The following is a 25,000-nucleotide window of genomic DNA, read 5'->3' as shown; positions in this document are numbered from 1 at the left end:
TAGATCTTTATTAAATAGATTCGACACAACAGTGGCAAGTTGGCTGGGCTTTAATTATTTGGCGTTCATCGTAATTGCCCTAAAAAAATTCAATAAAATAAAAGTTTAAATCACTTCAATTATAGGTGGGATGATTATGTGGACATCCCAAAAATAAATAATCAAATTTATTTAGCTTATCATTGGAAAGAAATTGATGTTGAAAGCGTCAGTACACTAATTAAAACAAAATATGAAAAAAATAATTGGAAAACCATTGCTAAATATGCGATATTTGCATTTATAATAGCTGTACTAATTGAGTTGTTCAGTAATTGGCTTTACGACGTTCTAAAAGGCGTATTAACAATTAAATGTAATTAAAAAATGAAAGTAGTACTATCAATTAAGCCACAATTTGCAAATAAAATATTTGATGGGTCAAAAAAATTTGAATTCAGAAAAGCTATTTTCAAAAACCAAAATGTAACTTCGGTTTTAGTTTATGCTTCGTCTCCTATACAAAAAGTAATTGGCGAATTTGAAATTGGTGAAATATTCAATTTTGACCTTAAAACACTTTGGGACAAAACCAAAGAACATTCAGGAATAACAGAAGATTATTTCTACGAATATTTTGCTGATAGAAAACACGGATTTGCCATTCAAATTAAAAACAAAAAAAGATTTGCAAACCCAAAATGTTTGAAAGAAGATTACAATTTGACCCCACCACAATCTTTTGCCTATTGGAATTCAAAAGAATAACTTAACTACAAAAAACCTTATTTAAGTTTTTGACTGTCTTTCTTAAATAAAAATGTATTTATTTAAGTTTTTCGTCATTTTTCTTAAATAAGCCAAATTTTTATCTGGAAATAGTTCCATAAAAAAATCCGACAGGTTTTTAAAACCTGTCGGATTTGAAATTATAATTAACTACTAATACTACAAATCAAATCCCATTTTCCCTTCTAATTTGTTGGCGATAATCTGGGTGATTCTTTGTTTGGGTGCTTTAGTTTTCGGATGAGAAAAAATATTTTTATATTTTTTCAAGCTAATAGTTGCATGTACAAGCAATTCTTTTTACATTTGCCCCAGTTATGAAAAAAAGTGATTCAAAATATTGTGGTTGCCTATATTATTCGGCCAATGCATTGTCCAGGTTGATGACAAAAATGGCCGATGAGGAATTTGCGGTTGTGGGCTTGTCGTCATCCTACGCTTTTTTATTGATGACCGTGAATAATAAACCAGGCATTCAACCCAATAAAATCAGTGAGGAAATGCTGCTTAGTCCTTCGACAATTACCCGTTTGATCGAAAAAATGGAACAAAAAAAATTGGTGGAAAGAAAATCGATGGGGAGGACCACCGAAGTTTATCCTACAGAGGAAAGCCTAAAATTAGACCCTAAAATCAAAGAGGCTTGGAAAAAATTGTACCACAGATATTCTGATCTTATCGGGAAGGATGAAGCAAAAACTCTTACGGCAAAAACCTATGAGGTGGTCAATAAAATAGGCTAATTTTTTTGCCTAAACATTGTTGTATGTACAAACAAATTGATATAAATTTTAAATCGGACTAAGATGAAAAAAATAGGAATTATCGGATCGGGCGTTGTGGCCAAAGCCCTGGGGGCGGGTTTTTTAAAACACGGTTATCAAGTCACCCTTGGCACGAGAGACGCCTCAAAATTAGTTGAGTGGCAGTTGGGCGAGGGCGTTGGCGCACAGATTGGTTCTTTCGCCGATGCGGCAAAGTTTGGCGACATCGTGGTGCTCGCCGTAAAAGGAACTGCTGCCAAGAATGCCCTTGAAATCGTTGGTGCCGAAAACTTAGCCAACAAAACAATAATCGACACTACCAATCCTATCGCCGACGCTCCCCCAACAAATGGCGTTTTAAAATTCTTCACCAACCTCGACAAATCCTTGATGGAAGAATTGCAGGAAACTGTTCCTGAAGCCAATTTTGTGAAAGCTTTTAGCAGCGTGGGCAATGCGTTCATGGTAAACCCTACTTTTGAGAGCAAACCAACGATGTTTATTTGTGGAAATAGCGAAGAGGCCAAAAAAGAGGTGTCTGTTATCATTGACCAGTTCGGCTGGGAAAGTGCCGATTTCGGAATGATCGAATCGGCAAGAGCCATTGAGCCGTTGTGCATGCTTTGGTGTATTCCGGGATTTAGAAGCAACCAATGGGCGCATGCCTTCAAACTATTGAAACTATAAATCATTAATATTAATCTAGCTATAAAATTATGTACGTAATTACAGGTGCTACCGGGAACACCGGAAAAATAATTGCTTCCACATTGTTGGAAGCAGGGAAAAAAGTGAGAATCATCAGCCGAAGTGCTGAAAAAGCAAAAGAATTGACTGACAAAGGAGCGGAGCTTTTTATAGGCGAAACTTCGGATGCAGAATTCTTAAAAAAAGCATTTGATGGAGCAACAGCGGTGTATGCCATGATTCCCGTTGACTGGCAAACCTCAAACTATACAGAAGGTCAAGTGGAACATGCCAATGCCATTGCCGAAGCATTGAGAGCGAATCAAGTAAAATATGTTGTGGCATTGAGCAGTCAGGGGGCGCACTTGGAAAGTGGTTCCGGAGTGGTTCTTGGCTTGCACAAAATGGAGAATATTTTCAATAAAATAGAAGGTTTAAACGCACTTCATTTGAGGCCAAGTTATTTTATGGAAAATACCCTTGGTATGATTGGACTCGTTAAACAGGCTGGAATTATGGGTTCACCCATAAAAGCGGATCTTTCTTTTCCTGTAATTGCAACAAAAGACATTGCAAACTATGCCGCAAAGAGGCTGTTGTCGTTAGATTTTGAGAATCACTCTATTCAAAATCTTTTGGGAGCAAGGGAGGTTACTTATCCAGAAATAGCAAAAGTGTATGGGCAAGCCATTGGAATAAATGACTTGCAGTATGTAGAATTTTCTCCAGAGGATTTTAAAAATGCCATGATGCAACAAATGGGAACTTCCGAAAATGTGGCCGATACGCTCAATGAATTCATAGGCGCACTGAATGTGGGAAAAGTTTTGGCTCTTGCTACACGGGATGCAGAAAGCACAACGCCCACTACCATCGAAGAGTTTGCGCAGACCTTCAATTACGTCTACAATATGTAGTTGCAAACGAATGCAAACCCAGATTATTTAATCTGTTAAATTATAAACCCTTTCCAATTTTCTAAATTGGAAAGGGTTTATTATAGATATATGGTTCCGAACATCATCGAAAATTGGAATGATACTACAAATCAAATCCAATTTTCACGCCTAATTTCATAGCGATGATTTTGGTGATTCTTTGTTTCAATTCGGGAATTTTGATGCTTTCGATTACGGCATTCGAGAAGGCATACATCAATAAAGCTTTGGCTTCTTTCTTAGGAATTCCGCGTTGTTGCATATAAAACATCGCAGTTTCATCGAGTTGCCCAATGGTGCAACCATGAGAACATTTTACGTCGTCGGCAAAAATTTCCAATTGTGGTTTGGCATTTATTGTAGATTTGTTGCCCAACAAAATGTTGTTGCTTTTTTGGAAAGCGTTGGTTTTTTGAGCTTCTTTTTCTACATAAACCTTCCCATTGAAAACGCCGGTAGAATTGTCAGAAAAAATTCCTTTGTAATCTTGGAAGCTTTCGCAATTTGGTGCAGCGTGATGAACTAAAGTATAATGATCTACGTGCTGCTTGTCGCCAATAATCGTGATTCCGTTGAGTGTGCTGGTCAATCTTTCGCCAAAATGATAGAAATTGAGGTTGTTTCTGGTCAAATTTCCTCCAAAAGAGAAAGTGTGAACCGAAACGTGACTTTCTTGTTTCTGGGAAACATAAGTATTGTCGATTAGATTGGCTTCGTTATTGTCGTTCTGGATTTTATAGTAATCGACAATAGCACGTTTTTGCGCAAAAATCTCGGTAACCGAATTGGTTAAAACAGGATTTTCGTTTAAACTTTGATGTCTTTCGATGATTTGAACATGTGAATTTTCGCCAACAATTATCAAATTTCTTGGTTGAACCATAAGTGCCGCTTCGTTTCCTGTCGAGAAATACATAATCTCAATTGGTTTTTGAACCACAATACTTTTCGGAATATTTACATAAGCACCTTCATTGGCGAAAGCCGTATTCAAAGTCGTTAAAGTCTCGTCTTTGCTGGCAATTTTATTAAAATAGTTATCGATAACCATTTTGTATTTGGGCTTGTTCAACGCTGATGACATCAGGCAAATATCAAGTCCTTCGTGAGTGGTAGATGATAAATACGAACTAAAAACCCCGTCAATAAACACAACTTTATAGGTGTCTATTTCGTGGATAAAATATTTTTTTACGTCCTTAAACTGGATGGAGTTTTCGCCTTTTGGAAACACGGTAAAGTCATTTTTTAAGATGGCATTTAGTGAAGTGTATTTCCAAGATTCCTCTTTTTTGGTTGGGAAACCTTTATTTTCGAAGTTTTTTATAGCCTCAGTTCTCACATTGTGAAGTTCAGAATGAACATCAACTTGCTCTTCGAAAGCCATAAAAGACGATAGTAATTTTTCTTTTAATTCCATTTTTTATTTATGTCTTAAAGTCGAAAGTCAAATGTCTTAAAGTCGGTATAAGTATAAAATAGCTGGTTAACTATTCTTGACTTTTGACTTTTAAACTTTACGACTAGATTCTAAGTATTTAATAAAACCACTTAACAGTTTTGATATTTCTGTTACTGATTCTAAAAGTTCTTCGAAATCTTGTTTTGTTATATAATCTAAATCAAATGCTAAATACAATTGAGATCGCACTTCTCCTGCTGATGCTTTTGCTACGTATAAAAAGTAAACAAACTCTTTGTCTGTATTTCTTTCAAAACCTTCGGCAATATTTGATGTTATTGAAATAGATGCCCGTCTAATTTGTCTAATGAAATCAAAGTCTTTTTTGAAATTTGTGTTTTCTGTAATTAAGTATATTCTTTTGTTGAATAGTCTTGCTTTTTGCCAAGAATTAATTTCTTCGAAAGAATTAAAACTTACCCATTACATTTTTCTTTTGACTTTATGACCTTCGACTTTAGACTATTTTAATTTTATGCTTCTTGTTCTTGTTTAATCCAATCGTATCCTTTTTCCTCTAATTCTAATGCCAATGAAGCATCGCCGGATTTTACAATTTTTCCGTTGTATAATACGTGAACAAAATCAGGTACAATATAGTCTAAAAGTCTTTGGTAATGCGTGATTACGATGATGGCATTTTTGTCACTTTTCAATTTGTTCACCCCATTGGCAACAATTCGAAGCGCATCAATATCTAGTCCGGAATCGGTTTCGTCAAGAATAGCGAGTTTTGGTTCCAGCATTGCCATTTGGAAAATCTCGTTACGTTTTTTCTCCCCGCCTGAAAAACCTTCGTTTAACGAACGCGACAAAAATTTTCTGTCAATTTCCAATAACTCCGATTTGTCACGAATAAATTTCAGCATTTCGTTAGCCGGCATTTCTTCCAGTTTGTTAGCTTTTCGGGTTTCGTTGATTGCCGTTCTTATGAAATTGGTAACCGAAACCCCCGGAATTTCAACAGGATATTGAAACGAAAGGAAAACACCTTTATGTGCTCTTTCTTCTGGAGCGAGATCAGAAAGATCTTCGCCGTCCAAAAAGATTTCTCCATCAGTGACTTCGTAATTTTCGTTTCCGGCAATAATCGCCGAAAGAGTACTTTTTCCGGCACCGTTTGGACCCATAATCGCGTGGATTTCTCCCGCTTTCACTTCAAGGTTGATTCCTTTTAATATTTCTTTGTCTCCAATGGAGGCGTGTAAATTTTTTATGCTTAACATCTTGTTTCGTTTGTTTATTCGTAATGACCTTTTAATGATAAAATGTCTAATATTTCAATTGTATTTTCGTCTGTAACTTTATATATGATGCGATGTTCTTGATTTATTCTTCTTGACCATCTTCCTGAAAGTTGGTGTTTTAATTCTTCTGGTTTTCCAATGCCTTCAAAAGGATGAAGTTGAATGTCTTCGATTAAAGAATATATTTTATTCAATATTCCTTTATTTCCAGACTTTATCCAAAAATCTAAATCTGTTTTTGCTTTGTTTGAAAAATCTATTTGCATAATTCTTTCAATTCCGTCATAGTCATTCTAATTCCTTTCCCATCTTTTAAGCTTTGTTCCGCCTCCAAAATTTCTTTTACAAATTCAGGATTATATGGTTTTTCGACGTCTTGAACAATTTCAAAACCCAATGATTTTGCCAATGATTTTAGTACTGGAAAATCTTTTTTCTTAACGTTTTTTAAAATGAGTTCCATAACATTTGAATTTAATAGTGTTTCTTCAAATTTACAAAAAATTAGCCTACGCTACCTTCTAAACTTATCTCCAACAATTTCTGTGCTTCAACGGCAAATTCCATTGGCAACTTATTCAAAACATCTTTACTGAAACCGTTTACGATTAAGGCGATGGCTTTTTCGGTTGGAATTCCACGTTGGTTGCAATAGAAAACTTGGTCTTCGCCAATTTTACTCGTCGTGGCTTCGTGTTCTATTTTGGCCGATGAATTTTTGCTTTCGATGTAAGGAAAAGTATTGGCACTGCAATTATTTCCCATCAATAAGGAATCGCATTGCGAAAAGTTCCTCGCATTGTCCGCATTTGACCCCACTTTTACTAATCCTCTATAACTATTGTGTGATTTTCCGGCAGAAATTCCTTTGGAAATAATCGTTGATTTGGTGTTTTTTCCAAGGTGAATCATCTTGGTTCCCGTATCGGCTTGTTGGAAATTATTGGTTACGGCAATCGAATAAAATTCGCCAATCGAATTGTCGCCTTTCAAGATACAAGAAGGATATTTCCAAGTCACGGCAGAACCGGTTTCGACTTGTGTCCAAGAAATTTTTGCGTTTTTCTCGCATAAACCTCTTTTGGTCACGAAATTGAAAACTCCTCCTTTTCCTTCCTTGTTTCCGGGATACCAGTTTTGAACGGTTGAATATTTAATTTCGGCACCGTCCATGGCGATGAGTTCAACAACTGCAGCGTGCAATTGATTTTCGTCACGACTTGGCGCGGTACAACCTTCCAAATAACTTACATAACTGCCTTCATCGGCAATTAGCAATGTTCTTTCGAATTGTCCGGTTCCGGCTTGATTGATACGGAAATAGGTAGAAAGTTCCATCGGGCAACGGACGCCTTTCGGAATATAACAAAACGAACCGTCAGAGAAAACGGCAGAATTCAACGCGGCATAGAAATTGTCTTTTTGGGGAACAACCGTTCCGAGATGTTTACGAACTAGTTCTGGATGTTCCTTGATGGCCTCGGAAATGCTCATAAAAATGATCCCTTTTTCGCCCAAAGTTTTTTTGAATGTCGTTGCCACCGAAACCGAATCGACAACAATATCCATCGCAACATTGTTCATCATTTTTTGCTCATCTACAGAGATGCCCAGCTTTTTGTACATTTCCAAAAGCTCAGGATCCACATCGTCCAATGATTTATTGGGGTCAATCGCTTTTGGTGCCGAATAATAGGAAATGGCCTGAAAATCGGGTTTTGTATAATGCACATTTGCCCATTCCGGTTCAGTCATTTTTTCCCAAGCACGAAAAGCCTCGATGCGCCAATCGGTCATCCATTGTGGCTCCTCTTTTCGGTGGGAAATGGCGCGAACAATATCTTCGTTCAGACCAATGGGGAAAGTGTCCGATTCTATATCGGTATAAAATCCGTACTCGTATTCTTTGCTTTCGAGTTCAACTCGTAAATGGTCTTCGGTGTATTTTGACATTTTTTTATTGTTTATTATACCCTGAAAGGGTTAATATTATAGAGAAAACGATTCTCCGCAACCACATGTTCTACTTGCGTTTGGGTTATTGAAAACAAAACCTTTCCCGTTTAACCCTCCTGAAAATTCTAAAATTGTTCCGGCTAAATAGAGAAACGATTTTTTCTCTACGGCAATTGTTATTTCGTTATCCACAAAAATTTTATCGTCTTCGCCTTTGCTTTTGTCAAACTTTAAATCGTAAGATAACCCAGAGCATCCGCCGCTTTTCACGCCTACTCTTACATAGTCAATTGCAGCATCAAAACCATCGTCTTTCATTAAATCGATGATTTTCTTTTTGGCAGTATCAGAAACTTTAATCATAGCTTATATAGAATTTGTCTAAATAGAGCACAAAGATATTACAATTTCACGTTTATGTCAAACATATAACATTTTTTTACCACAATTTGGACAGTAGCAGGAAACAGTAAAGCAACATTTCTGATACAACACCTCAAAGTTGTATTTTAAATGTTTTCAAATCTATATCTAAAAACAAACTGAATTGTTACATTTGTGTTTATGAAAAAAGAACAAATTTTAGAAGCACTTCAAAAGGAAGTAAAAGGATTTAACGAGATAATTGCTACCGAAAAAGGAGATTGGATTGTTAAAGGATTTATTGATATTTACAAAAATATTTATACCATTTCAATAGATACAAAAGTCGTTTCAAAAGTCATTGAACTACTATTAATACCAGCTTTCGAAAATTTTGCGATCAAGTATGATTTAAAGTTAGAGCTTCCTGCTCAACAAAATCATTATCCTGATTTAACATTTATATGTAACAAAACTCAAGCAAAATTTGCAGTTGACATCAAAAGCACCTTCATTGATTCCGGCAATAAAATTAAAAGTATGACCCTTGGTGCATTTACTGGTTATTTTAGAAATAGTGGTAGTACCAAAAATATTTCATACCCATACGAATCTTATGAAGCCCATCTAGTTTTAGGAGTTATCTACAAACAAAACAAAGAGAAGCAGAACGAAAAAAACATATATAAATTAAAGGATATTGAAAATATTGTATCTGTCATAAAAGATTTTCAATTCTTTGTTCAGCCAAAATATAAGATTGCATCTGCGTCACCAGGAAGTGGGAATACTAAAAATATCGGAGCAACTATCAAAATAGATGAATTAATTAATGGGAAAGGGATATTTTCAGAACTTGGAGAGGATATTTATCGTGATTTCTGGAAGTATTATCTAACTAAAGATATGGCAAAGGCCTTAGAAATCGAAAGACCGTACACAAATTTAAAATCTTATTTAGAATATAAGCAACGAGGAATTGATGTTTTAAAAGAGCATCAAGATCAAATTAATGCACTCAATGAAGAAGAAATTAACGTAGATGATGAAGATGATGACATTGAATAATAGTATAAATATTTTGCAAACAAAACTATTTTCTGTTCCAACAGTTTCAAAATTTCCTACAACAAGATATCAAGGAAGTAAATTGAAATATGTTGATTGGATCTGGAATTGTATTAAGGATTTGAAATTTTATACGGTATTAGATGCTTTTGGGGGTACCTCGGCAGTGGCATATAAAATGAAAAAAAACGAAAAAATTGTTACGTATAACGATATTTTGTTTTTTAATCATATTATCGGTAAAGCACTAATTGAAAATGATAATGAAAAGATTGACATTGAAGATTTGGATTTCATCTTAACAAAACACGAAAATATTGATTATCCAAATTTTATCGAAGCGACATTTAATAATGTTTATTATACCGATGATGAAAATAAATGGTTAGACATAGTTATTACGAATATTAGATTGATTCCTAATGAATACAAAAAAGCAATAGCTTTTTTTGCGTTATTTCAATCTTGTATTATAAAAAGACCCTACAATTTATTCCACAGGAAAAATCTCTATATACGATTTCAAGAAGTTAAAAGAAGCTTTGGGAATAAAGTCACTTGGGACACTCCCTTTGAGGCACATTTCAAAAACTTTATTCAAGAAGCGAATAATGCTGTTTTTTCAAATGGCCAACAAAACATTTCCATCAATAAAGATATTTCGTCAATAAAAAACAATTTTGACCTTGTTTACATTGACAGTCCGTATATTTCAGAAAATGGTGTCGGGTTAGATTATTTAGATTTTTATCATTTTTTAGAAGGAATAATGAATTATGACGATTGGGCAGAAATGATTGATTCTAAATCAAAACATAAAAGATTAAAATTAAAAAAATCTGATTGGAGTAAGAAAGACAAAATTCAATTTGCATTTGAATCATTAATTGAACAATACAGAGATAGCATACTTGTTATATCTTATCGTTCGGATGGAATTCCTTCAATTGAAAAAATCAAGGATATTTTAATACTAAATGGTAAAAAAATAACTATACACGAAAGCAACGAAATGAAATACGCTTTAAGTAATAAAAAATCTTCTGAAATTTTAATTGTAGCTGAATAGCTGATGTCTGCAAAACATCATCTTTCTAAAAGAAGCTCCCTAAAGTAATATGTTGGCTTTAAGGTTATTTAAAGAAGGTTTTGTACTTGTAAAATTAGTTTTAAGGAAAAGTATAGGTTTCCTTAATCCGCCACATCGCCAAGTTACAATACGAAAAAGTTTATTTGGCTTTCTGCATAAGCAAATGTATTTCCTTAGATTGCAAACTTATTAGATTGCTGAAATTTTTCAGATATTAAATTTTCGGTTTTTTCAAACTATATAATTAAAAAAATGAAACTTTATCCTATTGAAACTGGCAATTTTAAGCTTGATGGTGGCGCAATGTTTGGCGTTGTGCCAAAGACAATTTGGAACAAAACCAATCCTGCAGATGAAAACAATTTAATTGATCTTGCTGCAAGATGTTTGCTCATCGAAGATGGAAATCGCCTGATTTTGATCGATAACGGAATGGGGAACAAGCAATCCGAGAAGTTTTTTGGCTATTATTCGCTTTGGGGAACCCATTCTTTAGACAAATCCTTGGCGAAATACGGTTTTCATCGCGATGACATTACCGACGTTTTTTTGTCACACCTTCATTTTGACCATTGCGGTGGAAGCGTGCAATGGAATAAAGACAAAACCGGATATGAAGTAGCGTTTAAAAACGCCAAATATTGGACGAACGAAAACCATTGGGAATGGGCGACAAAACCAAATCTTCGCGAAAAAGCCTCCTTTCTCCCCGAAAACATTTTGCCGATTCAAGAAAGTGGACAAATGCATTTTTTGCAACTGCCCGAGGGTGATTTTGCCGAAAAATCAGAACTCGATTTTGGGATTTTCTTTGTGAACGGTCACACCGAAAAAATGATGATTCCGCACATAAAATATAAGGGTAAGACGATTGTTTTTTGCGCGGATTTGTTGCCAACGGTTGGACATATTCCTTTGCCTTATGTGATGGGCTATGACACGAGGCCATTGTTGACAATGCCTGAAAAGTCAAAATTCCTGAACGCCGCCGCCGAAAACAATTACTATCTTTTCTTGGAGCACGATGCACACAATCAAATTATAACAGTCGAAAAAACCGAAAGAGGTGTTCGATTGAAGGATGTTTTTACTTGTGAGGAAATCTTAAGTTAGTGTTAATCACTTGGTTTTTTAATGTAAAAGAATATACTTTTGAATTCTAATTTTTAAATTTAAACTCACAATGAAACGTTTCAAATTGCCCTATTTATCAATTATTGCATTCTTAACGGTATCAATTTCCGTTAGTGCCCAAAGCACTAATAATTTTATTGCCAAAAAAGAAAAACTAACCGAAACCGAATTGCAACGATGGTCGCATCTGGATTTGATTAAAGACACGATACCGGGGATGAGCGTTGATAGAGCGTATTCAGAATTGTTGAAAAACAGAAAAGGAGTCAAAGTAATTGTTGGGATTGTAGATTCTGGTGTTGATATTGACCATGAAGACTTGAAATCTGTTATTTGGACTAATAAAAAGGAAATCGCCGGTAACGGAATTGACGATGACAAAAACGGATATATTGATGACATTCACGGATGGAATTTTTTAGGTAATGCAGGAAAAGAAGCCCTGGAAATGACCAGAATCTTAAAAAAAGGTGACGATAAATCGGCAACCTATAAAAGTGCCCTTACTGCTTATGATGAAAAATACAACAAAGCTATGAACGACAAAATGCAAGTCGATTTCTTGATGGCTACTGACAAATCCATTCAAAAACAATTAAACAAGGAAGAATATACCATTGAAGATTTAAATGGAATTGTAACCACAGATGCCGATTTGAACAAAAGTAAAAAGATTATGACTCGTATCTTGACCAATGCAGGTCCTGATTTTAGAATTGAATTAAAAGAATATTCAGACTATGTTTATGATCAAATAAACTACAACCTTAACAAAGAATTTGATGGACGAAAAATAGTTGGAGACAATCCAGAAGACATAAAAAACAACAAATATGGAAATAACACGGTTTATGGTCCTGACAAAGAAGAAGCGCTTCATGGAACGCACGTAGCCGGAATTATTGCCCAAGTGCGTAATAACAACATTGGAGGTGATGGAATTGCCAATAATGTAGAAATTATGGCCGTAAGAGCTGTACCTAATGGAGATGAATACGATAAAGATATAGCCTTAGCCATTCGTTATGCAGTTGATAATGGTGCCAAAGTAATCAACGGAAGTTTCGGAAAAAGTTATTCTCCTCACAAACAATGGGTGTATGATGCCATAAAATATGCTGAAAAGAAAGATGTTCTTTTTGTTCATGCCTCTGGAAACGATGGGCTAAACATTGATTTGTCTGAAAATGCTAATTTTCCAAATGATTCTGATGACAATAAAAAAGAATTTGTTTCAAATGTATTGACTGTTGGAGCCTTGAATTATAATTACGGAGATGGTGTCATTGCCGATTTCTCAAATTATGGTGCTTTTAACGTAGATGTATATGCTCCTGGTACAGAAATTTATTCAACGGTACCCAACAACAAATTCAAATATGAACAAGGAACATCAATGGCTTCACCAAATGCAGCTGGAGTTGCAGCCTTAATCCGATCGTATTACCCAAAATTATCAGCTAAACAAGTGAAACAAATTTTAATGGATTCCGGCACACCACTTCCTGAAATTGTTGAATTAGGATCGTCTCACGAAAAAAAATCGGCTTCAGAATCTTCTAAATCTGGAAAAATGGTAAATGCTTACAACGCTTTGTTAATGGCTGAAAAAATGTCAAAATAATAATAAATCTTTTTTAACTTCAAGATGGAAGGGCGAAAGCCCTTCCGTTTTTTATTTTACCTATTATGAAAAAAAATCTTTTACTTTCTATTCTTTTTCTAAGTTTTGGAAATCTTTTTGCTCAAAGTTCAGGGTATTGGCAACAACATGTTGACTATAAAATGGACGTAGTTATGAACGTGAAAAATTACCAATACAATGGAAAACAGGAATTAATTTACACCAATAATTCACCCGATACCTTAAAACGTGTTTTTTATCATTTATTCAACAATGCATTTCAACCCGGAAGCGAGATGGATGCCAGACTTCAAAGCATTAAGGATCCAGATGGCAGAATGGTCAACAAAATAAAAGTGGACGGCAAGGAAATTAAAGAAAGCCGAATCAAAACTTTGAAGCCGGATGAAATTGGCTATTTAAATATTTCAAATTTCACCCAAGATGGAGTTGTTGCCAATACAAAAACAGTGGGAACAATTCTTGAAGTAACTTTGGCAAAGCCCATTTTACCCAATTCAAAAACTACGTTCAAGTTGGATTTTGACGGACAAGTTCCAGTTCAAATTCGTCGTTCCGGCAGGAATAATATTGAAGGTGTCGAATTGTCTATGGCACAATGGTATCCAAAAATGGCCGAATTTGATTTCGAAGGCTGGCACGCAGATCCCTATATTGCAAGAGAATTTCACGGAGTTTGGGGGAATTTCGATGTAAAAATCTCCATTGATAAGGATTATGTATTGGGCGGAAGTGGTTATTTGCAAAACCCAAACGAAATGGGTCATGGATATCAGGAGGCAGGAGTTGCCGTTGTATATCCAAAGAACACAAAAACCCTGACTTGGCATTTTTATGCACCAATGGTTCACGATTTTACTTGGGCTGCCGATAAAAATTACCTCCATGATATGGTTAAAGGACCTAACAATGTTGATTTACATTTTCTTTATAAAAACAATCCAAAAATCATTGAAAACTGGAAAGCTTTGCAGCCCTTGATGGTAAAAGTTATGGATTTTTACAACAAGACCGTTGGCGATTATCCTTATAAACAATATTCGTTTATTCAAGGTGGCGATGGCGGAATGGAATATGCGATGTGTACTTTGATGCTCGGAAATGGTAAATTGGAAGGGATTTTGGGAACTGCAACACATGAGTTGGGGCATTCCTGGTTTCAGCATATTTTAGCTTCTAATGAAAGCAAACATCCTTGGATGGACGAAGGATTTACTTCTTATATTGAAGATTTGGCATTAAATGAAATGGCTGTCAATAAAAAGGCAAACCCTTTTGAATCTTCCTATAAAGCCTATTATAAATTGGTGGAATCGGGCAAAGAACAGTCTCAAAGTACCCACGGAGATCGCTATGACGAGAATAGACCTTATAGCATTTCTTCCTACAGCAAAGGAGAAATTTTCTTGTCGCAGCTAGAATATGTGATTGGAAAAGAGAACGTAAATAAAACTCTGAAAAGATATTTTCAAGATTTCAAATTCAAACATCCAACTCCCAATGACATCATGAGAACTGCTGAACGAGTTTCAGGAGCAAATTTAGATTGGTATTTGACCGATTGGACACAAACTACAAATACTATAGATTATGGGGTTACAGGCTTACGCGAAGATGCAGGTAATAAAGGATTGGAGACTATAATTACCTTAGAGAGATTTGGCAGAATGCCAATGCCAATCGATTTAGAAGTTGAATATATCGATGGTTCAAAAGAAAGTTTTTACATTCCGTTACGCATGATGAGTTTCGAAAAAGAAAACCCAAATCCAAATGTAAAAAGAACTGTGTTGAGCGATTGGGCTTGGGCATATCCAACGTATGAGTTTGCTATTTCTAAACTAAAAACAACGATTAAGAAAATAACCATTGATCCAAGTGGATTAATGGCTGATGTAAAGCAGGCAGACAATACTTATGAGATAAAATAATACTGAAAGCATCTGATACAAAAAAGGTCTAATTCTAAAAGTATAGAACTAGACCTTTTTATGAAATGAAGAATGATGTAATTATTTACAGAATTTCATTCCAAGTTTTTTTGTCTTTCAATAACAATTCGCGCATAATTCGAATAGGCGGCATTCCGTTATCCAGCATTGCATCATTGAATTTTTGTAAGCTATACTTGTCTCCTTCTTGTTTTTTGTAATCTTCACGAAGTTTTAGGATTTGTAATTTTCCTAAAGTGTAGAATAAATATCCGGGATCGAATGTGCCTCTCAATGCCTCCTGACGTGATGGTTTATCCCCTTGATACCAGTTATTCATGAAAAACTTAGTAGCATCCTCAACATTCATTCCGTGACAGTGTGTATTAATTGACACACACAAACGACAAATACGCAACAAAGCATCTCCAGATTGTGCCATTCGATATTTCGCGGCTTTAATTGGATCACCAGAATTTCCGAATCCAGCATCCAGCATCATTTTTTCAGTATAATGCGCCCAACCTTCGATATAAGCATAACTTCCAAAAATCTTCTGAATCTTAGACGCATCAGAAGCATTCAAATGTAAAAACTGAGTGTAATGACCCGGATATGCTTCGTGAACTGAAACTACATCTGTGGTGTAAAAATTAAATTGTGCCAACCAATCTTCTTTTTGTTTAGCTGTCCATTTTGAATCTACTGGAGTGATATAATAATAAGCCTCTGTGGCTTTTGTTTCAAAAGGGCCCGGAGTATCCATTGAGGCGGTGCTGGTCGCTCTGGCAAAAGCTGGAGTTTCTTCAACTTTAACCCGAACTTCTGATGGCATTGTTATAATTTTATTATCAATCAAAAACTGGCGAATAGCTTCTATATTTTTTTTGGCATCCGGAATTAAACTTTCAGCCGTTGGATGCTCTTTTTGCATATCATTATAAACATCAACAGGTTTTTTGTTTGGATTGATAATTTTAGCAGCAGCATTAAATGCAGCTTGTTCTTTTTGTAATTCTTTCATTCCAATGGCTAAAATGTCATCTGCTGACATAGTAATTCCTTCACCATACAAAAGCATTTTTTGGTAGTCTTCATTTCCAATTGCATATTTAGTATTTGCTTTTGGCAATTTTTCTTTTTCTAAAAAGGAAGCATATCCATTTATGGCGTCGATTGCTTTTTTATTGGCAGTATTGAAAGCCTTCATCAGGGAATCATTTTTAACGTCTTTCAATGCTAACAAAAGATCATTCCCTAGAAAAGAGGCGGAGCCTTTTGCAATCTCAATCGCTAATTGAATATGTGGTAACGCCAATGAATCCTGCAAATTTGCCTTTGAATCTTCGTATAATTTTGGAGCTTGATTTTCAATAGCAATGATGGATTTTATTTGTTGTTCTATGGGAGCAAAATTTCTTTTGATATAAATATTCACATCAATTGCTCCTGCATAAGTCATAGGATTTTTAGTGTAAATTTTCAAATTTTCAAAATTGAATAACTCGCGCTTAATATTAGAACTCAACATTTTCCAATCGTAATAGTTTTGAGTGCTTAAAGAAGCAGAATCAATTTCGGAAAGTTTTTTATCATATCCTTTTAATCTTGCTACTTCAGCCGCTAGAGAAGCCTTGCTATAATCGGAAATTTTACCATCATATTGGTGAAAACCCAATGAAACTCCAGATTGGGGGCGCCAATTCAAATATCCATCTAAAAACTCTTTGGATATTTTTTGAAAGGCTTTGTCGCCCGAAGCGGAATTTTTATCGTTTTTGTTACATCCAATAAAACCGAAGGTCATAACTAGTAAAAGCAGAATAATTTTTTTCATAAAATTTAATATCAATTCATTAATTTTTTATACCCAATGACTCTAAGAAAGCATCTGAATTCGACTTTCTGCCTAAAAATTTTTCTACCATTTCAGTTTCTGGAACTGTACCGCCCTTTTCAAGAATTTCCTTTTTGTATCTAATTCCGGTTGCCGTATCCATAACACCATTCTTTTTAAAAATTGAAAACATATCTTCTGCATAGACTTTAGACCACAAATAACCATAATAATTAGCTCCATATCCGTTGAGATGACCAAAACTGCAAATCATATGATTGTTTTCATTAAAAGGCAATTGATTTAAAGACATTTTTTCTTTAAAGATCTGTAAAGTTCCTTTCTGTTTTGTCTCTTCATATTTGTCTTCATAGGCAAAGTCTATAAGACCAAATCCAACTTGCGATATATATTGACTTCCAATATTTACCAGTTGAGTTAGTTTCATTTTATCGAATAATTCTTTCGGGAGTGTTTCCCCCGTTTTATAATGTTTTGCAAAGATTTTTAAAGCATCATATTCCCAACACCAGTTTTCTAAAAATTGGGAAGGAGCTTCTATAAAATCTCTTTTAACTGCAGAAGAACTTTGTGAAGCAATTGCAGGATGGCATAACAAGCGATGAACTAAATGACCAAATTCATGAAACATTGTGATTACATCTTCGTGTGGCAGTAATGATGGTTCATTTGCTGTTCCTTCTGGAAAATTACAAATAAGAGCCGCTACTGGTAATGTTTCAACATTCCCTTTCTTTGAGTATTGGCTAATTGCAAAACAAGCAAAATGGGTATATTTGTTTGGCCTTGGAAATAGATCTAAATAAAAACTTCCTGCTTTTTTGCCTTCGCTCCATATTTCAAAAGTTTTTACTTTACTGTCCCAAACAGGCATATTAGTGACCGGTTTTATTTGTATGCCCAACAAAGTTTCATACACCTTGAACATCCCATTTATGGTGTTATTCATCTCAAAATATTCTTTTACCTTATCTTTGTTTAATTGATACTTGGTATTAAGCATTTTTTTGCTGTAATAACTAAAATCCCAGCCATATAGCGTGTCTGATTCTGTTGGATTCACTTCATTTTTAAATGCTTTTAGCGTTTTTACTTCATCCGTAACTAAAGGGCTTAGCTTTTTTATCAAATCATTTTCAAATGTCCAAACATTTTCGGGTTTTGCTGCCATTTTATCTGCAAGAGCATAAGCAGCATAAGAAGTAAATCCTAATTTATTGGCATACACATTTCTGTAATACAATAAACTGTCTAAAACCGTTATGTTTTGAGGGTAAGCTCTATTATTGTAACGCAAACCAAAATCTTTTCTGGTTTTGCTATTATCTGCATTTTCACCAATCTTTATTCTATTCGGACCATTTACATAAACTACATATTTGCCATTTGGTCGTTTCCAAGAATTAAGTGTTTCCACATCAATTCCCTTTACGTCAATTTCATTAAACACCAAACTATCTTTACTCTCTGCTATGTTTTTATCAAATGCATTTCCTAATTCAATTAGCTTTTTATTCAATGCCTCCAATGGCTTTCTATCAACAGTACTAAGTTTCATGCCATTTTTTTCAAATGAAATAATTTCCTCGGATAAAAACTTTTTTTGAACTTTGGATAAAGTAGAACCATTGGTTGAGTAAAATCTTTTTATTGCTTTATATAAAGGTTCGTTTAAGCCGAGAGCGCTTCCGTAAACGGATAATTTTTCATCTTCTTCATAAGCAGCATTACGAATGGCTTCATTTGCATAAGTCGAAGAAATCAATCCTATTTTCATTGACAAATCATTAATTTCATATTGCAAATCGTCATAAGCAACTAAAATGTTTGAAATAGTTTGAGGTTGAGCTTCAACGATTTTTTTGACTTTTTCATCCGAGGATTTTATTACAATTGCTACAGCTTCTTTTAATGTAGCAGCATTTACTTTTGGAAAATCAATAGGTTTATTGTCATGCCTAAGAAGGATATTTGATTGTATATTTTGTGCTTGAATAATTCCGCCAATTGCGAATAAGGTAAGAATAAATAGTTTCTTCATTAGTTTTAGTTGATTTATGATTTATGGGTAGTAATTTTTAGATAAATATAAGTTTTTTTTAAAGCAATTTCTTTATCGCAGATTCTTCAACATATCGACAGTCATACTTTCTAAATTGAACTCGTGATGCCAGTTCCAGTCTTCTCTGGCGTGAGAATCATCAATGCTTGCGGGCCAACTATCGGCGATTGTTTGACGAAAATCAGGACGATATGTTACAGTAAAATCAGGAATATGTTTTTTTATTTCAGCCGCAATCTCGGTCGGAGTAAAACTTATTGCCGCTAAATTATAAGAGGAACGAATCTTGATTTGTTCCGCCGGCGCTTGCATGATTCGGATTGTTGCAGCAATGGCGTCGTCCATATACATCATTGGCATTTTTGTTTCTGAGGATAAAAAGCACTCGTATTTTCTATCACTCAATGCTTTATGATAAATATCCACAGCATAATCTGTCGTTCCGCCACCCGGAGGAGTTGACCAGCTAATTAATCCGGGATATCGCACACTTCGCACATCAACACCAAAATGAGAATGGTAATATTCGCACCATCTTTCGCCAGACTGCTTGCTGATTCCATAAACCGTTGAAGGTTCCATAATAGTATATTGCGGAGTATTTTCCCGCGGAGTTGTAGGTCCAAATACAGCGATGCTTGATGGCCAGAATATTTTTTTTATTTTCTTGGCTTTCGCCAAATTCAATACGTGAAACAACGAATTCATATTCAAATCCCAAGCAAATGCAGGGTTTTTTTCGGCTGTTGCCGATAGCAATGCGGCCATCAAATAGATATCGGTTATTTGATGAATTTCGACAAGATGTTCAATCTGATTAAAATCCAATGCATTTACGACTTCAAAAGTTCCGGTATTTACAATGTCGTTATTTAGCTTTCTAATATCGGAAGCAATGACATTTTCGGTTCCGTATAGTTGCCGAAGTTTATGGGTAAGTTCTGTTCCAATTTGCCCGCAAGCACCTATAATCAGTATTTTAGGATTCATTTTTATGATTTTAAAAAAACAAAGATAACGTTTTCGTAAACATTTAAATTTCACGAAAAATCTTTCAAATTTAGTAAAATGACAGTAATAATCTTGTTTAATTTCTTAATTTTTCTATTGTAAATTTAAGAAAAGAATCTGCGGGATATCAGATTCTTATTCTGAAGTTGTAATTCGTAATTGTAAATTTACTTTGTAACTTTGCATCTTAAGAAATTACAAATGAAATTTAAATTTATATATCTCTTTTCTCTGGTCTTTGTTTTGTTTTCGTGTAAAAACGATACTGAAAAACGACTTGTTGAAACCGAGAAAGCAGCCAAAAAGAAGGAAGTCATTTTTGAGAATATCAATAAAGGCTGGGTTTTTAATACAAATCCCATCAATGCAACTTCAAAAGCTAATACCTTATCCTGGAACGAGTGGCGTTTGTTTTTGGCGGAATTGGATCAAAAACCCAAGAGGACTATTGGTGCTTTCCAAAAAAAATCAACAGAACTTTCCAAAAAAGCAATGGCATTAAATAATTTTACGCCAGTAGAATTCAACAAACCACAAATAAAAGCCCGAATTTCGACTCTTGTTACCAAAGTAAGGATGTTGGATTTATTCATCCATTTGAATGACATTCCCGACCAGAAAGTACTTGTTTTGGTTGGCGAAATCAACGAAGAATTAGTTTCCTTGCAAAATCAAATGGATAAAATTGTTCAAAAAAGTAAAATTCCGCTTGAAGAAGGAGAATCCGATTTATTAAAAATGCTGGATACTGCAAGAGCAATTCCAAATGTTAAACCTGATCCAAATCTGCCTCACGTTGAGTAAAGCAATCTTATACAAGACCTACGATAATTCGCCAAAAATCAAGCAAATTGTCGATAGTTTACAACAAGCCGAACAAAAAATCCAGCTTAGCGGATTGATAGGTTCGTCGCTGTCATTTGTGGTGCAATCCCTTTTCAAAAATACCGAAAAACCTTTTTTAGTTATACTTAATGACAAGGAAGAAGCCGCTTATTATTTGAATGATTTGGAGCAAATGATTGGCGAAGAAGACGTGCTTTTTTATCCCGGTTCTTACCGTCGTCCGTACCAAATAGAAGATACTGATAATGCCAATATTTTGCTTCGTGCCGAAGTATTGAACCGCATCAATTCCCGCAAAAAACCTGCGATTATTGTCACCTATCCCGAGGCACTTTTCGAAAAAGTGGTTACTCGAAAAGAACTCGATAAAAACACTTTGAAAGTTTCCGTTGGCGACAAAGTTTCCATCGATTTTATCAACGAAGTTTTGTTTGAATACGAATTCAAAAGAGTCGATTTTATTACGGAACCCGGGGAGTTCTCGGTTCGTGGCGGAATTGTCGATGTGTTTTCTTTTTCGAATGATAATCCGTACCGAATAGAGTTTTTCGGCAATGAAGTGGACAGCATTCGAAGCTTTGATGTGGAAACACAACTCTCCATCGAAAAACAGAAGAAAATCACGATAATTCCCAATGTCGAAAACAAATTCTTTCAGGAAAACCGAGAAAGTTTTTTGGAATATATTAATGACAAAACCATTATTTTCATTCAAAATACTGATTTGCTTTTCTCTAAATTAGATAAATTATTTGCAAAAGCCACAGAAATTTTCGGAAACCTCGATGCCACCGTAAACCATATAGAACCAAGTCAATTGTTCCTGAATCAGGCGGAGTTCATTAAGAAAAGTCTCAATTTTTCAATTGCGGAATTGAGTTCAAAACCTATTTATAAAACAGATAAAGCGTTCGATTTTCACATCAAACCTCAGCCGTCATTCAACAAACAATTTGATTTGTTGCTGAATAATTTGAATGACAATCATTTTAACGGTTACAAGAATTATTTGTTTTGTTCGAATGAAAATCAAGCCAAACGGTTTCACGATATATTCGAAACTTTGGACGAAGCCAATTCCGAGAATATTCGAAAACAATATAACACGATTGTGTTGCCATTATACCAAGGTTTTATTGACGAAGAAAACCAAATTGCCTGTTACACCGACCACCAGATTTTTGAACGTTACCATAAATTTAACCTCAAAAGCAATTATTCGAAGAAGCAAAATATCACTTTAAAAGAACTCACCGCTTTGTCCGTTGGCGATTATGTGACGCATATCGATCACGGAATCGGGAAATTTGGCGGTTTGCAAAAAATTCAGGTCGAAGGCAAAACCCAGGAAGCGATCAAACTGGTTTATGCTGATAATGACATTGTTTATGTGAGTATTCATTCGCTTTACAAGATTTCGAAATATACAGGAAAAGACGGAACGCCGCCTAAAATTTATAAACTCGGTTCGAACGCCTGGAAGATTCTGAAGCAAAAAACCAAGGCGAGAGTCAAACATATTGCGTTCAATTTGATTCAATTGTACGCTAAACGTAGATTGGAAAAAGGATTCCAGTTTGCGCCTGACAGTTACTTACAAAACGAACTAGAAAGTTCCTTCATTTATGAAGACACGCCTGATCAAACCAAATCAACCGCGGAAGTCAAAGCTGATATGGAAAGCGACCGCCCGATGGATCGATTGGTTTGTGGTGATGTAGGTTTTGGTAAAACCGAAGTTGCCATTCGCGCCGCTTTCAAAGCCGTTGACAATTCAAAACAAGTTGCGGTTTTAGTTCCAACGACGATTTTGGCATACCAACATTACCGGACTTTTACCGAAAGATTGAAAGATATGCCGGTTTCTGTGGGCTATTTAAACCGTTTTAGAACCGCCAAACAAAAAGCGGAAACCCTCAAACAACTTGCCGAGGGAAAACTCGATATTGTCATTGGAACCCACCAATTGGTAAACAAAAATGTGGTTTTCAAAGATTTGGGATTGTTGATTGTGGACGAGGAGCAAAAATTTGGAGTCAACGTAAAAGACAAACTCAAAACCATCGCTGCCAATATTGATACGCTGACATTGACGGCAACACCAATCCCGAGAACCTTGCAGTTTTCGTTAATGGCAGCCCGTGATTTATCGGTGATTACAACGCCGCCGCCCAATCGGTATCCAATAGAAACGAATGTTGTTGGTTTTAGCGAAGAGTTGATTCGGGATGCGATTTCGTATGAAATTCAGCGCAACGGACAGGTTTTCTTCGTCAATAACCGAATAGAAAACATCAAGGAAGTGGCCGGAATGATTCAGCGTTTGGTTCCCGATGCCCGAGTTGGAATTGGTCATGGGCAAATGGAAGGTCATAAACTTGAGGAATTGATGTTGGCCTTTATGAACGGCGAATTCGACGTTTTGGTGGCCACCACCATTATCGAAAGCGGATTGGATGTTCCAAATGCCAATACTATTTTTATCAATAATGCCAATAATTTTGGGCTGTCCGATTTGCACCAAATGCGTGGTCGGGTAGGGCGTAGCAACAAGAAAGCATTTTGTTATTTCATTTGTCCGCCGTATTCGGCGATGACGGATGATGCTCGAAAACGAATTCAGGCTTTGGAACAATTTTCGGAACTAGGAAGCGGTTTCAACATTGCGATGAAGGATTTGGAAATTCGTGGCGCCGGAGATTTATTGGGAGGCGAACAATCTGGCTTTATCAACGAAATAGGTTTTGACACCTATCAAAAAATCATGAACGAGGCCATTGATGAATTGAAGGAAAATGAATTCAAGGATTTGTATGAAAACGAAGATAGCGGAGTAGAGAAAGAATACGTAAAAGACCTTCAAATCGACACCGATTTTGAGTTGTTGTTTTCGGACGAATACATCAACAATGTTACGGAACGATTGAGTTTGTACAACGAACTGGGCAATGTGACCAACGAGGAAGAATTGGTTATTTTCCAAAACAAATTGATTGACCGTTTTGGTCCAATGCCGCCCAGAGCACTTGCTTTAATGAACAGTATTCGCATCAAATGGGTTGCCACCAAAGTGGGAATCGAAAAACTGGTGATGAAAAAAGGCAAGATGATCGGCTATTTTGTTGCCGACCAAAACTCGGATTATTACACTTCGAAACGTTTCCAACAAATGTTGCAGTTTGTCCAAAAAAATAGCGCTATTTGTGTGATGAAAGAAAAACAAACTCCAGCTGGATTAAGACTTTTATTGACTTTCGAGAATGTAAAAACTACGAGAAGGGCTTTGGAGTTGATGGAGATGTTGGGGAAGGATTAAGAGATTCAATTTTATAAATTAGCTGCGTTATTTGGGATTTTAATTCCTTGAAAGAATTCCTCTAAACTCACATCAAGCAATCTGCAAATTTTTATCAGCGTTTTTAATTCAAAATTTGCTCCTGTTTCTATGCGCCAATAGGCAGAACGACTCATACCTAACTCAAAAGCAATGTGTTCGTAATTAGAATATCCTTTCGACTTTCGTAGTTCTTTCAATCGCAAAGCAATTGCATTTAGTTCCTCTATTTTGTTATTTGAAGAATTTTTCATTCTTCAAAACTCATTATTTTTTCTTTTCTATGGTACTCTATGATAAAGTACCCTATATTATAGAATTTTTCGTATATTCGTTGCGTTAAAATTTTATAATCATGAAATCAATTTTAATAATTGGCACAAAAGATGGAGGGAAATCCACAACCATCACAGAAGTATGTAAAATGCTAAATCCCACAAAAGTTTACAAGCTTAATACGAATCAAAAAATAATAGAAAATGCTCAAGTAAACGATATTTACAACAATACTTTTATAATTGAAGTTAATGGAAAATTTATTCTTGTGGTTGCTGGAGCCCCGCCAGAACAAGGTAAGCCTTTGAAAGATTTGATAGAAATTTGCCTTGAAATTAATATTAAAATCAGCTTTTTATTAGTTTCAAAAAGAACAAGCGAAAGAAAAGAAGGCTTCAACACTATTAAAGACTTAAATGATTTTAGCGAACTAATATACACCGAAAGAATCAATCCTATACCGTTAGTTGATGAAAAAGATCCTAACTCATTTAAACAAGATGTGAATTGGAAAAATAGAATAACTAAAATACACGAACTGATTTTAAGCAATATATAAA

Annotated in this window: 23 protein-coding genes and 1 pseudogene; 13 read left to right on the top strand and 11 right to left on the bottom strand. The window is 35.2% G+C overall.

Translation table 11 applies throughout. The features are described 5' to 3' along the window. The 5 genes and pseudogenes from IR213_RS16325 to IR213_RS10365 all read left to right on the top strand — a co-directional run. Positions 1-109 (top strand): annotated as a pseudogene (locus IR213_RS16325) (IS5 family transposase); the annotation flags it as partial. Positions 110-366: 257 nt separating this feature from the next. Beyond that, on the top strand, positions 367-747 hold the full coding sequence (locus IR213_RS10380) for a hypothetical protein (RefSeq protein ID WP_194312247.1): 381 nt from the start codon (positions 367-369) through the stop codon (positions 745-747). Positions 748-1,085: 338 nt separating this feature from the next. Next, positions 1,086-1,511, top strand: a complete 426-nt coding sequence (locus IR213_RS10375) for a MarR family winged helix-turn-helix transcriptional regulator (protein ID WP_194312246.1) — start codon at positions 1,086-1,088, stop codon at positions 1,509-1,511. 63 nt (positions 1,512-1,574) lie between these two features. Next, positions 1,575-2,219, top strand: coding sequence for an NADPH-dependent F420 reductase (locus tag IR213_RS10370; RefSeq protein WP_194312245.1), 645 nt, complete (start codon positions 1,575-1,577; stop codon positions 2,217-2,219). A 29-nt stretch (positions 2,220-2,248) separates the two neighbouring features. Beyond that, positions 2,249-3,136, top strand: coding sequence for an NmrA family NAD(P)-binding protein (locus tag IR213_RS10365; RefSeq protein WP_194312244.1), 888 nt, complete (start codon positions 2,249-2,251; stop codon positions 3,134-3,136). Between the two features lie 124 nt (positions 3,137-3,260). Here the strand turns inward: IR213_RS10365 and sufD are convergent, their stop codons facing one another. The 7 genes from sufD to IR213_RS10330 form a co-directional block, all read right to left on the bottom strand. Beyond that, positions 3,261-4,577 carry a Fe-S cluster assembly protein SufD gene (sufD, locus tag IR213_RS10360; protein WP_194312243.1) on the bottom strand — a complete coding sequence of 439 codons (1,317 nt, stop codon included), beginning with the start codon at positions 4,575-4,577 and terminating at the stop codon, positions 3,261-3,263. 90 nt (positions 4,578-4,667) lie between these two features. After that, positions 4,668-5,015: a four helix bundle protein gene (locus IR213_RS10355; RefSeq protein ID WP_194312251.1), complete on the bottom strand. Its 348-nt coding sequence runs from the start codon at positions 5,013-5,015 to the stop codon at positions 4,668-4,670. A gap of 77 nt (positions 5,016-5,092) precedes the next feature. Beyond that, complete coding sequence (sufC, locus tag IR213_RS10350) at positions 5,093-5,845, bottom strand: Fe-S cluster assembly ATPase SufC (protein ID WP_194312242.1); 753 nt, start codon at positions 5,843-5,845, stop codon at positions 5,093-5,095. Positions 5,846-5,859: 14 nt separating this feature from the next. Beyond that, positions 5,860-6,132, bottom strand: a complete 273-nt coding sequence (locus tag IR213_RS10345; protein WP_194312241.1) for a Txe/YoeB family addiction module toxin — start codon at positions 6,130-6,132, stop codon at positions 5,860-5,862. Then, complete coding sequence (locus tag IR213_RS10340) at positions 6,123-6,329, bottom strand: DUF2683 family protein (RefSeq protein WP_194312240.1); 207 nt, start codon at positions 6,327-6,329, stop codon at positions 6,123-6,125. Before IR213_RS10340 ends, IR213_RS10345 begins: the two co-directional genes overlap by 10 nt. Positions 6,330-6,370: 41 nt before the next feature. Continuing rightward, complete coding sequence (gene sufB / locus IR213_RS10335; protein ID WP_194312239.1) at positions 6,371-7,819, bottom strand: Fe-S cluster assembly protein SufB; 1,449 nt, start codon at positions 7,817-7,819, stop codon at positions 6,371-6,373. Between the two features lie 36 nt (positions 7,820-7,855). Continuing rightward, complete coding sequence (locus tag IR213_RS10330) at positions 7,856-8,185, bottom strand: HesB/IscA family protein (RefSeq protein ID WP_194312238.1); 330 nt, start codon at positions 8,183-8,185, stop codon at positions 7,856-7,858. Positions 8,186-8,386: 201 nt separating this feature from the next. On the opposite strand from IR213_RS10330, the gene IR213_RS10325 reads away from it, so the two are divergent. From IR213_RS10325 to IR213_RS10305, 5 genes are all read left to right on the top strand, one after another. Next, positions 8,387-9,253, top strand: coding sequence for a type II restriction endonuclease (locus IR213_RS10325; protein ID WP_194312237.1), 867 nt, complete (start codon positions 8,387-8,389; stop codon positions 9,251-9,253). A gap of 13 nt (positions 9,254-9,266) precedes the next feature. Further along, positions 9,267-10,322, top strand: a complete 1,056-nt coding sequence (locus IR213_RS10320) for a DNA adenine methylase (protein ID WP_228479164.1) — start codon at positions 9,267-9,269, stop codon at positions 10,320-10,322. Between the two features lie 273 nt (positions 10,323-10,595). Then, the gene (locus tag IR213_RS10315) at positions 10,596-11,456 is read left to right on the top strand and encodes an MBL fold metallo-hydrolase (RefSeq protein WP_194312236.1); all 861 of its coding nucleotides are present in this window, start codon (positions 10,596-10,598) and stop codon (positions 11,454-11,456) included. 70 nt (positions 11,457-11,526) lie between these two features. Further along, positions 11,527-13,101, top strand: coding sequence for a S8 family peptidase (locus tag IR213_RS10310; RefSeq protein WP_194312235.1), 1,575 nt, complete (start codon positions 11,527-11,529; stop codon positions 13,099-13,101). 65 nt (positions 13,102-13,166) lie between these two features. Beyond that, positions 13,167-15,053: a M1 family metallopeptidase gene (locus IR213_RS10305; protein WP_194312234.1), complete on the top strand. Its 1,887-nt coding sequence runs from the start codon at positions 13,167-13,169 to the stop codon at positions 15,051-15,053. Positions 15,054-15,138: 85 nt separating this feature from the next. On the opposite strand, the gene IR213_RS10300 is transcribed toward IR213_RS10305, so the two are convergent. From IR213_RS10300 to IR213_RS10290, 3 genes are all read right to left on the bottom strand, one after another. Further along, positions 15,139-16,890: a DUF885 domain-containing protein gene (locus IR213_RS10300; RefSeq protein ID WP_194312233.1), complete on the bottom strand. Its 1,752-nt coding sequence runs from the start codon at positions 16,888-16,890 to the stop codon at positions 15,139-15,141. A 19-nt stretch (positions 16,891-16,909) separates the two neighbouring features. After that, the gene (locus IR213_RS10295) at positions 16,910-18,952 is read right to left on the bottom strand and encodes a M3 family metallopeptidase (RefSeq protein ID WP_194312232.1); all 2,043 of its coding nucleotides are present in this window, start codon (positions 18,950-18,952) and stop codon (positions 16,910-16,912) included. A 72-nt stretch (positions 18,953-19,024) separates the two neighbouring features. Beyond that, positions 19,025-19,963: an L-threonine 3-dehydrogenase gene (locus IR213_RS10290; protein ID WP_194312231.1), complete on the bottom strand. Its 939-nt coding sequence runs from the start codon at positions 19,961-19,963 to the stop codon at positions 19,025-19,027. A gap of 222 nt (positions 19,964-20,185) precedes the next feature. Between IR213_RS10290 and IR213_RS10285 the strand changes: the two genes are divergently transcribed. Continuing rightward, positions 20,186-20,788 (top strand): hypothetical protein, encoded by a 603-nt coding sequence (locus IR213_RS10285; RefSeq protein WP_194312230.1) that lies wholly within the window; start codon positions 20,186-20,188, stop codon positions 20,786-20,788. Beyond that, entirely contained in the window at positions 20,781-24,146 is a 3,366-nt protein-coding gene (mfd, locus tag IR213_RS10280; RefSeq protein WP_228479163.1) for a transcription-repair coupling factor, read from the top strand. The genes IR213_RS10285 and mfd overlap by 8 nt, the downstream gene beginning before the upstream one ends. 11 nt (positions 24,147-24,157) lie before the next feature. Here mfd and IR213_RS10275 read toward each other — a convergent pair whose 3' ends face one another. Beyond that, positions 24,158-24,418 (bottom strand): helix-turn-helix domain-containing protein, encoded by a 261-nt coding sequence (locus IR213_RS10275; protein WP_194312228.1) that lies wholly within the window; start codon positions 24,416-24,418, stop codon positions 24,158-24,160. Positions 24,419-24,519: 101 nt separating this feature from the next. Here IR213_RS10275 and IR213_RS10270 point away from each other — a divergent pair, with 101 nt between their 5' ends. Then, the gene (locus IR213_RS10270; RefSeq protein ID WP_194312227.1) at positions 24,520-24,999 is read left to right on the top strand and encodes a hypothetical protein; all 480 of its coding nucleotides are present in this window, start codon (positions 24,520-24,522) and stop codon (positions 24,997-24,999) included. Position 25,000 lies beyond the last annotated feature (1 nt).

Source organism: Flavobacterium soyangense (genome assembly GCF_015277675.1).
GTDB lineage: Bacteria > Bacteroidota > Bacteroidia > Flavobacteriales > Flavobacteriaceae > Flavobacterium > Flavobacterium soyangense.
Note: the sequence above shows the minus strand (reverse complement) of the source record. Positions and strands in the feature narration are given on the sequence as shown.